This is a genomic window from Streptomyces niveiscabiei, from assembly GCF_001419795.1.
In the GTDB taxonomy this organism is placed as follows: Bacteria; Actinomycetota; Actinomycetes; order Streptomycetales; family Streptomycetaceae; genus Streptomyces; species Streptomyces niveiscabiei.
Genome location: NZ_LIRL01000142.1, coordinates 1 through 8,518, shown reverse-complemented (window position 1 = coordinate 8,518; position 8,518 = coordinate 1). Strand labels below are relative to the sequence as shown.

Annotated in this window: 10 protein-coding genes; 5 read left to right on the top strand and 5 right to left on the bottom strand. The window is 70.9% G+C overall.

The features are described 5' to 3' along the window. Nucleotides 1–431: LiaF domain-containing protein (locus AOK24_RS07785; protein ID WP_167376815.1), on the top strand; the 431-nt coding region annotated here is incomplete at its 5' end. A 128-nt stretch (nucleotides 432–559) separates the two neighbouring features. Next, on the top strand, nucleotides 560–934 hold the full coding sequence (locus AOK24_RS07780; protein WP_079056709.1) for a WhiB family transcriptional regulator: 375 nt from the start codon (nucleotides 560–562) through the stop codon (nucleotides 932–934). 61 nt (nucleotides 935–995) lie between these two features. Here AOK24_RS07780 and glpX read toward each other — a convergent pair whose 3' ends face one another. Further along, nucleotides 996–2,030 (bottom strand): class II fructose-bisphosphatase, encoded by a 1,035-nt coding sequence (gene glpX, locus AOK24_RS07775; protein WP_055719310.1) that lies wholly within the window; start codon nucleotides 2,028–2,030, stop codon nucleotides 996–998. A gap of 131 nt (nucleotides 2,031–2,161) precedes the next feature. Here glpX and AOK24_RS07770 point away from each other — a divergent pair, with 131 nt between their 5' ends. Then, entirely contained in the window at nucleotides 2,162–2,689 is a 528-nt protein-coding gene (locus AOK24_RS07770) for a DUF4245 domain-containing protein (protein WP_055719309.1), read from the top strand. Nucleotides 2,690–2,753: 64 nt separating this feature from the next. Here AOK24_RS07770 and AOK24_RS07765 read toward each other — a convergent pair whose 3' ends face one another. The 4 genes from AOK24_RS07765 to AOK24_RS07750 form a co-directional block, all read right to left on the bottom strand. Then, nucleotides 2,754–3,344: a malonic semialdehyde reductase gene (locus AOK24_RS07765; RefSeq protein WP_055719308.1), complete on the bottom strand. Its 591-nt coding sequence runs from the start codon at nucleotides 3,342–3,344 to the stop codon at nucleotides 2,754–2,756. 115 nt (nucleotides 3,345–3,459) lie between these two features. Beyond that, nucleotides 3,460–3,681: an exodeoxyribonuclease VII small subunit gene (locus AOK24_RS07760; RefSeq protein WP_055719307.1), complete on the bottom strand. Its 222-nt coding sequence runs from the start codon at nucleotides 3,679–3,681 to the stop codon at nucleotides 3,460–3,462. Beyond that, nucleotides 3,678–4,907 (bottom strand): exodeoxyribonuclease VII large subunit, encoded by a 1,230-nt coding sequence (xseA, locus tag AOK24_RS07755; RefSeq protein WP_055719306.1) that lies wholly within the window; start codon nucleotides 4,905–4,907, stop codon nucleotides 3,678–3,680. The genes AOK24_RS07760 and xseA overlap by 4 nt, the downstream gene beginning before the upstream one ends. A gap of 351 nt (nucleotides 4,908–5,258) precedes the next feature. Further along, entirely contained in the window at nucleotides 5,259–6,608 is a 1,350-nt protein-coding gene (locus tag AOK24_RS07750) for an APC family permease (protein WP_055719305.1), read from the bottom strand. An 82-nt stretch (nucleotides 6,609–6,690) separates the two neighbouring features. Here AOK24_RS07750 and AOK24_RS07745 point away from each other — a divergent pair, with 82 nt between their 5' ends. After that, complete coding sequence (locus AOK24_RS07745; RefSeq protein ID WP_055719304.1) at nucleotides 6,691–7,707, top strand: 4-hydroxy-3-methylbut-2-enyl diphosphate reductase; 1,017 nt, start codon at nucleotides 6,691–6,693, stop codon at nucleotides 7,705–7,707. A gap of 68 nt (nucleotides 7,708–7,775) precedes the next feature. Then, the coding region (gene ppgK, locus AOK24_RS07740; RefSeq protein ID WP_055719303.1) for a polyphosphate--glucose phosphotransferase at nucleotides 7,776–8,518 on the top strand (743 nt) is incomplete at its 3' end.

Here is an 8,518-nt window from a genome sequence, read left to right as displayed (position 1 = left end):
GCCCCGCGCTCCCGGCCGACCCGGACGACAACATCGTCGCCGTCTTCAGCAGCGCCACCCGGCGCGGGCGCTGGCGCGCGGGGCGCCGTATCCACGCGTACGCGGTCTTCGGCAGCGTGGAGATCGACCTCAGTGAGGCCCTGTTCGAGTACCAGCAGGTCGTCGTCAAGGCGTACGCGGTGTTCGGCAGCGTCGAGGTCCGCGTCCCGGAGAACGTCTCGCTGCGCGGGAACGGCGGCGGCATCCTCGGCAGCTTCGAGGTCGACACGATGGACTCCGGCGAGCCGAACGCGCCGGTGGTGCATCTGGACGGCTGGGCGGTGCTCGGCAGCGTGGAGGGCAGACCCCGGCGCGGGCGCCTCGTCGCGGACATTCTCGATCGGGTTCAGCGCAAGGTGGATCGCGGTTTGCACAAGCATCTGGACCGTTGACGCTCGTGAAGGGGTGTGAAACCCGCGGTTCGGAACTCAGTGCATAGGTGCGCGTACAGCGGGTAGGGCTTGCTGCATCGCCTCTCGCAATCGTCTCTCGCTCGCGAAGCCGTCGTCAGGAGTAGACCGTGCTGCAACCGCCGCATTCGTCCCTGGTAGCTGCCGTTCCGGCCCAGCGGGTGCCCGTGCGGGACCAAGACGCCCCATGGCATACGGAGGCGGTGTGCCGTCGCGACGAGGCCGGACTGTTCTTCGCCCCCTCCAAGGAGCCCACCGCGGCCCGCCTCTCCCGTGAGGAGGCCGCCAAGCGCGTCTGCGCCCGCTGTCCCGTCATGGTCCAGTGCCGCGAGCACGCGCTGCTCCAGCCGGAGCCGTACGGCGTCTGGGGCGGGCTGACGGCGGCCGAGCGCCGCGTGGTCCTCGCGCGCAGGCGCCGCCGGGAGCTGGAGCTGAAGAAGGCGACGCGAGCGGCCGACAACACCAGGGTCGCGCAGGCGGGTTGACCCCGAAAACCGGCGCCCTCTCCGGAACGGACGTACCGGCGGAGGGCGCTTCCTGCTGCCCCTACTTCGCCCGGTCGAAATCCACCGCGCTGTAGGCCCGCAGCTTCCGCAGCCGGTGTTCGGAGTCGATGCGGCGGACGGTGCCCGACTTCGAGCGCATGACGATGGAGTCGGTGGTGGCGGTTTCGGAGCGGTAGCGGACGCCGCGCAGGAGTTCGCCGTCCGTGATGCCCGTGGCGACGAAGAAGACGTTCTCGCCCGTGACGAGGTCCTCGGTGGTCAGGACGCGGTCGAGGTCGTGGCCGGCGTCGAGGGCGCGCCTGCGCTCCTCCTCGTCCTTGGGCCAGAGCTTGCCCTGGATGACGCCGCCGAGGCACTTGACGGCGCAGGCGGAGATGATGCCCTCGGGGGTGCCGCCGACGCCGAGGAGGAGGTCGATGCCGGTGCCCTCGCGCAGGGCGAGGATGGAGCCGGCGACGTCGCCGTCGGAGATGAGCTTGATGCGGGCGCCCGCCCGGCGTACCTCGTCGATGATGCCCGCGTGCCGGGGGCGGTCGAGGATGACGACGGTGACGTCCTCCGGCGTGGCCCGCTTCGCCTTGGCGACCCGCCGGATGTTGACCTCGACGGGCGCGTTGATGTCGACGAACTCGGCGGCCTCCGGCCCGGTGACGAGCTTGTCCATGTAGAAGACGGCCGACGGGTCGAACATCGCGCCCCGCTCGGTCGCCGCGAGCACGGCGATCGCGTTCGGCATGCCCTTGGCCGTGAGGGTCGTCCCGTCGATGGGGTCGACGGCGATGTCGACCTCGGGCCCCGTCCCGTCGCCGACCCGCTCGCCGTTGAACAGCATCGGCGCCTCGTCCTTCTCGCCCTCCCCGATGACGACGACGCCGTTCATCGAGACGGTCGACACGAGCGTGCGCATCGCGCGTACGGCGGCCCCGTCGGCACCGTTCTTGTCGCCGCGCCCGACCCACCGCCCCGCGGCCATCGCGGCGGCCTCGGTCACCCGGACGAGTTCGAGGGCGAGGTTGCGGTCGGGGGCCTCGGAGGGGACATCGAGCTCGGACGGCAAGTGATGGTGCTCGGACACGGGGCGCACCTTTCTGACCGATACGACGACGGCCGGGGCGAGGTTCTGACTCCTGACTCTAACTCCAGTACGAAAAAATGAGCAGGGGACCCCACGGATGAGCGCGGGGGGCACCTGCGACGATAGGGGGCGTGGCAGGTTCGAACGGCAAGCAGAAGTCGGCCCGGGACATGATCCTCTCCCTGGGGCTCATCGTGGCGGCGGCACTCGTCATCTACCTCTTCATCCCGCACGACGACGGGGAGCCCGACCTCAAGCGGGTCGACTACACGGTGGAACTGGCGACGGCCCGCCGCGCGGCGTCGTACCCGGTCACCGCGCCCGTCGGACTGCCGGACACCTGGAAGGCGACGTCCGTACGGTTCGACGGCGCCGACTCCGACGCCTGGCACCTCGGCTTCCGCGCGCCCGACGGGCAGTACGTCCAGGTCGAGCAGTCCGCGTCCGCCAAGCGCGACCAGTTCGTGGACGACGCGAGCCAGGGCTCCACGGCGACCGATGTCACCGACGAGATCGGCGGCGCGAAGTGGACCCGCTGGACCGGCGGCCGGTACGACGCGCTCGTCCTGAACGGCGCCGACGGCTCCACCACGGTCGTCGCCGGCACGGCCTCCTTCGACCGCCTCGCGGAGATGGCACGCGCGCTGAAGACGGCCTGACCTGTACGCGAAGAAACCCCCCGGAGACCGGCTCCGGGGGGTTTCCGCATGGCTACGGCGCTGATCAGACCGTCGTGACGACGTCCTCGTACGCCAGGCGCGGCGAGCGCGGGTACGAGGCGCCCTCGGCGGCGTGACCGATGTTGACCACCATCAGCGGGGTGTGGTCGTCGTCCAGGAACTCCTTGCGGACGCCCTCGAGGTCGACGCCGGTCATCGGGCCGGCTGCGAGGCCCGCCGCGCGCACGCCGATGATGAAGTACGCGGCCTGGAGGGCGGCGTTCACCTTCGCGGAGCCCTCACGGGCCGGGCGCTCGGCGAAGAAGAGGTCCTTGGCCTGCGGGAACGCCGGGAACAGGGTCGGCAGCTCCTCGTGGAACTCGTTGTCCGCGGAGAGGATCGCGACCAGCGGCGCCGCCTGCGTCTTGGCCTGGTTGCCCTCGGCCATGTGCCGCACCAGGCGCTCGCGGGCCTCCGGCGAGCGGACCAGGGTGATGCGCAGCGGCGTCTGGTTGAACGCCGTGGGTCCGAACTTGACCAGGTCGTAGATCGCCTGGACCTGCTCGTCGGTCACCGCCTCGTCGGTGAAGGCGTTCGCGGTGTGGGCCTCACGGAACAGCAGGTCCTGGGCGGTGGGGTCGAGAACGAGAGACATGCGTGGCTTTCCTTAGGTGCGCGTCCGGGTACGGGACGCCGTACCGGTTGACGTGTACGACGGTACGCCACAGAAGTTCAATGTTCAACCAACCTTTGTCCTGGACCCCACCCAGTTACTCCGCCTCCTCCTGGTCCTCCTCCGCCAGCGCCGCGTCCAGCCGCGCCCGCGCGCCCTCCAGCCAGCGGCGGCACACCTTCGCGAGCTCCTCGCCGCGCTCCCACAGCGCGAGGGACTCCTCCAGGCTCGTACCGCCCGCCTCCAGCCTGCGCACCACGTCGATCAACTCGTCCCTCGCCTGCTCGTAGCCGAGGGTCTCCTGCTGGGTGTCCGTCATTCCTGTGCTCCCCGCTGCTCCTGTGCCACCCGTACCGCGAACTCGCCCTCGGCGACCCGCGCGCGCAAAGTCTCGTCCGCCGCCACCTCGTCCGGGGCGCGGACCACATGGCCGTCCGGCCGTTGCAGGACCGCGTACCCGCGCTTCAGCGTCGCCGCGGGGGAGAGGGCCACCACGCGCGCGTGCGTGTGCGACAGCTCCGACTCCGCGCGGTCCAGGACGTGGCCCAGCGTCCTGCGCGAGCGCTCCAGCAGCGACGCCACGTGGTCCTCCCGCTCGGCCACCATCCGGTGCGGATCCTGTATCGCCGGCCTCGCGAGCGCGTGTGCGAGGCCCCGCTCCTCCCGGTCCACGAACCCCTCCACACAGCGCCGGGCCCTGCCGCGCAGCATCCGTACGCGCTCCAGCTCCTCCCCGACGTCCGGAACGACCTTCTTCGCCGCGTCCGTCGGGGTCGAGGCGCGCAGGTCCGCGACGTGGTCCAGCAAGGGGTTGTCCGGTTCGTGGCCGATCGCCGAGACGACCGGCGTACGGCACGCCGCGACCGTCCGCACGAGCTGCTCGTCCGAGAACGGCAACAGGTCCTCCACGCTGCCGCCGCCGCGCGCCACGACGATGACGTCCACCTCCTCCATCTCGTCCAGCTCCTTCACCGCCTGCACGACCTGGGTGACCGCGTGCACGCCCTGTACGGCGACGTTGCGCACCTCGAACCGGACGGCCGGCCATCTGTGCCGGGCGTTCTCCAGCACGTCCCGCTCCGCCGCCGACGCCCTCCCGCACACCAGGCCGATCAACTGCGGCAGGAACGGCAGCCGCTTCTTCCGCTCCGCCGCGAACAGGCCCTCACTCGCCAGCGCCTTCTTCAACTGCTCCAGCCGCACGAGCAGTTCGCCCACCCCCACGGGTCTGATCTCGGCGGCCCGCAGCGACAGCTGACCCCGGGGCGCGTACCACTCCGGCTTGGCCAGCACGACGACCCTCGCGCCCTCGCCCACGACATCGGCGACCGCGTCGAAAACCTGCCGGAAACAGGTCACCCCGACCGAGATGTCATGCGAAGCGTCCCTCAGCGTCAGAAAAACCACCCCGGCGCCGGGCCTCCGCGAAAGCTGCGTGATCTGCCCCTCGACCCACACCGCCCCCAGCCGATCGATCCAACTCCCGATGAGCCGCGACACCTCCCCGACGGGCAGGGGAGCTTCTGCGGACGTGTTGACAGCCATGGCCCCGAGAGTATCGGCCACCACTGACAACGGGCGGGCTGTTCGTCTGCGGGCTCGTCGTGGCTGGTCGCGCCCGCGCGGCGGTAGCCGCATATCAAATGCAGCCCCGCGCCCCTGGGTCGGCATGCTCGCCCCGGTCGCCAAGGAACCGCAGCGACGAGCATCCCCATCTGCCGCACCCGACGGACAGCGATCACCCCCACCGACCCAGGGGCGCGGGGAACTGCGCGATCGGCCACGACGAGACCTGCACTCGACGAACCACAGTCACTCCCACGAACCTCAGGGGCGCGGGGAACTGCGCGACCAGCCACAACGCACCCGCACTCGCCCACTCACCCTCGGCCTGCCTCAGCTCGCGCGCCCCCGCTGAACCAGCAGCACGCCCAATCCCACCGCCAACCACACCGCCCCCACCGTCAACGCCGTACCCGACGCCTCCGCGATCACCGCGACCGTGATCGCCGCGCCCAGGACGGGAACCGCGACGTGGCGCCACCAACTCACCGGCCCGCCCGCGCGGCGTACCGCGAACCAGCCGATCACGCTCGCGTGGAGCAGCGTGAAGGCGGTCAGCGCGCCGATGTCGACGACGGAGACCAGGTGGTCCATGCCGTCGTCGCGGCGGGCGGCCCAGACCGCGGCGACGAGGGTGATCAGCGCCGAGGTGAGGAGCGCGGGGCGGGGGACGCCCGAGGCGGTACGGGACAGGGCGCGGGGGAGCCGGCCGTCGCGGGACATGGCGAAGAGGAGGCGCCCGGCGGCGGCCTGCCCCGCGAGCGCCGCGAACGCCGCGCCGATCGCCTTGCTGACGGCGACGAGGTCGTGCAGCCAGGTCCCGACGGACGCCTCGACGGCGTCGTAGAAGGCCGAACCCTGCCGGGACGGGTCCGCGGACAGCTGGGCGGAGGAGAGGGGCTCCAGGAGGGCGACCAGGTACGTCTGGGCGATGAACAGGACGCCCGCGAGGGCGAGGCAGAAGAGCAGGGCGCGAGCCACGCGCGCGGAGCCGCCGGTGACCTCCTCCGCAAAAGAGGCGATCGCGTCGAAGCCGAGGTACGACAGGACGGCGACGGAGACCGCCCCGAGGACGGCGGACCACGCGAACCCACCCTGCGTACCGTCCCCGGTGAACGGCGACAGCCACCCCCGCTCGGCGCCGTCCCGCGCGAGGACGACGACCGCCGATACGACGAACACCAGCAGGACGACGATCTCCATCGCGAGGACGAGGAACCCCACGCGCGCGGCGGCGCGTACGCCCCAGAGGTTCAGCAGGGTCGTGACGACGACGGCGAGGGCGGTCCACACCCACCGGGACACCTCGGGGACCAGGGAGTTCATCGCGATGCCGGAGAAGAGGTAGGCGACGGCGGGGATGAGGACGTAGTCCAGGGCGGCCATCCACCCGGCGACGAACCCGGGCCCGCGACCGAGCCCCACGCGCGCGTACGCGTAGACGGACCCGGCCTGCGGGGCGACGCGCACCATCTGGGCGTAACTGAACGCGGTGAACGCCATGGCGACGGTGGCGACGGCGTACACGAGGGCGACGGCGCCGTGCGACTTCGCGTCGAGCGTGCCGTACACACCCACCGGCGCCATGGGCGCGATGAACAGCAGACCGTAGACGACGAGGTCACGGAAGCCGAGGGTGCGTCGCAACGACGCCGTATCGACGTCCTTGGGGGTGGCCGTCATCAAAACCTCCGCTCCCGCGCGCGTAGCGTGCCGACAGTCTCCCCGACGAGTGGATCTCCGACCCCTCGGACGCACCCTTACGATGGGACGCATGACCGCTTCGCCGCGCCGCCGTGTCCTGCTCGCCGCCCCCCGGGGCTACTGCGCGGGTGTGGACCGCGCCGTGATCGCCGTCGAGAAGGCCCTGGAGCAGTACGGGGCCCCGATCTACGTCCGGCACGAGATCGTCCACAACAAGTACGTCGTCCAGACCCTGGAGAAGAAGGGCGCGGTCTTCGTCGAGCGCACGGAGGAGGTGCCGGCGGGGAACATCGTGATGTTCTCGGCGCACGGCGTCGCCCCCGTCGTCCACGAGGAGGCCGCGCGCGGGCGCCTGGCCACGATCGACGCGACCTGCCCGCTCGTCACGAAGGTCCACAAAGAGGCCGTCCGGTTCGCCAACGAGGACTACGACATCCTGCTGATCGGCCACGAGGGCCACGAGGAGGTCATCGGCACCTCTGGCGAGGCACCGGACCACATCCAGCTCGTGGACGGCCCGAAGGACGTCGAGAAGATCACCGTCCGCGACGAGTCGAAGATCGTCTGGCTGTCGCAGACGACGCTGTCCGTCGACGAGACGATGGAGACCGTCGACGCCCTCAAGGAGAAGTTCCCGCAGCTCGTCTCGCCGCCGAGCGACGACATCTGCTACGCCACGCAGAACCGCCAGCTCGCGGTCAAGCAGATGGGCGCGGAGGCGGAGCTGGTGATCGTCGTCGGCTCCCGCAACTCGTCCAACTCCGTACGGCTCGTCGAGGTCGCCAAGCTCGCGGGCGCGCGCGAGGCGTACCTCGTGGACTTCGCGAGCGAGATCGACGAGGCGTGGCTGGACGGCGTGACGACGGTCGGGGTCACCTCCGGCGCGTCCGTGCCCGAGGTCCTCGTCGAAGAGGTCCTGGAGTGGCTCTCCGCGCGCGGGTACGGCGACGTCGAACTGGTCAAGGCCGCCGAGGAGTCGATCACGTTCTCGCTGCCGAAGGAGCTGCGCCGGGATCTGCGGGACGAGGCGGCGGCGCTGGTCGCGGAGCGTGGCGGGAGCGGGCCTGAAGCGGCCTGAAGCGGCCTGAAGGCGCTCTTGACGGCCTCGGGCGGGTGACTGTCAGTGGGGCGTCGTAACGTGGAGCCATGCAGATCTTCGGTGTGGACATCGGTGGTTCCGGGATCAAGGGCGCCCCTGTGGACCTGGACAGGGGCGACCTCGCGGAGGAGCGCTGCAAAGTGCTCACCCCGCACCCGGCGACGCCGGAAGCGGTGGCCGACGGCGTCAAGGAAGTCGTCGACCACTTCGGCTGGACAGGGCCCGTGGGGCTCACCTTCCCGGGCGTGGTGACCGGCGGATCCACGGTGCGTACGGCGGCGAACGTCGACAAGAGCTGGATAGACCTCGACGCGCGGGCGCTGTTCACCGAGCGGCTCGGGGGCCTGCCGGTGACGGTCGTCAACGACGCGGACGCGGCGGGCGTCGCCGAGATCAACTTCGGCGCCGGGCAGGGCCGCAAGGGGACGGTCATCCTCCTCACCTTCGGCACCGGCATCGGCAGCGCCCTCTTCGTCGACGGCGCGCTCGTGCCCAACACGGAGCTGGGCCACCTCGAACTGCACGGTCACGACGCGGAGACCCGCGCCTCCAGCAAGGCCAGGGAGGACGGCGAGCTGACGTGGGAGCACTGGGCCCACCGGGTGACCAAGTACCTGGCGCACGTGGAGATGCTCTTCTCGCCCGAGCTGTTCATCATCGGCGGCGGGGTGAGCCGTAAAGCGCAGAAGTTCCTGCCGTACGTCCAGGGGATCAAGGCGGAGATCGTGCCGGCGGAGCTCCAGAACAACGCGGGCATCGTGGGGGCGGCGATGCGCGCGTTGTTCTGGAG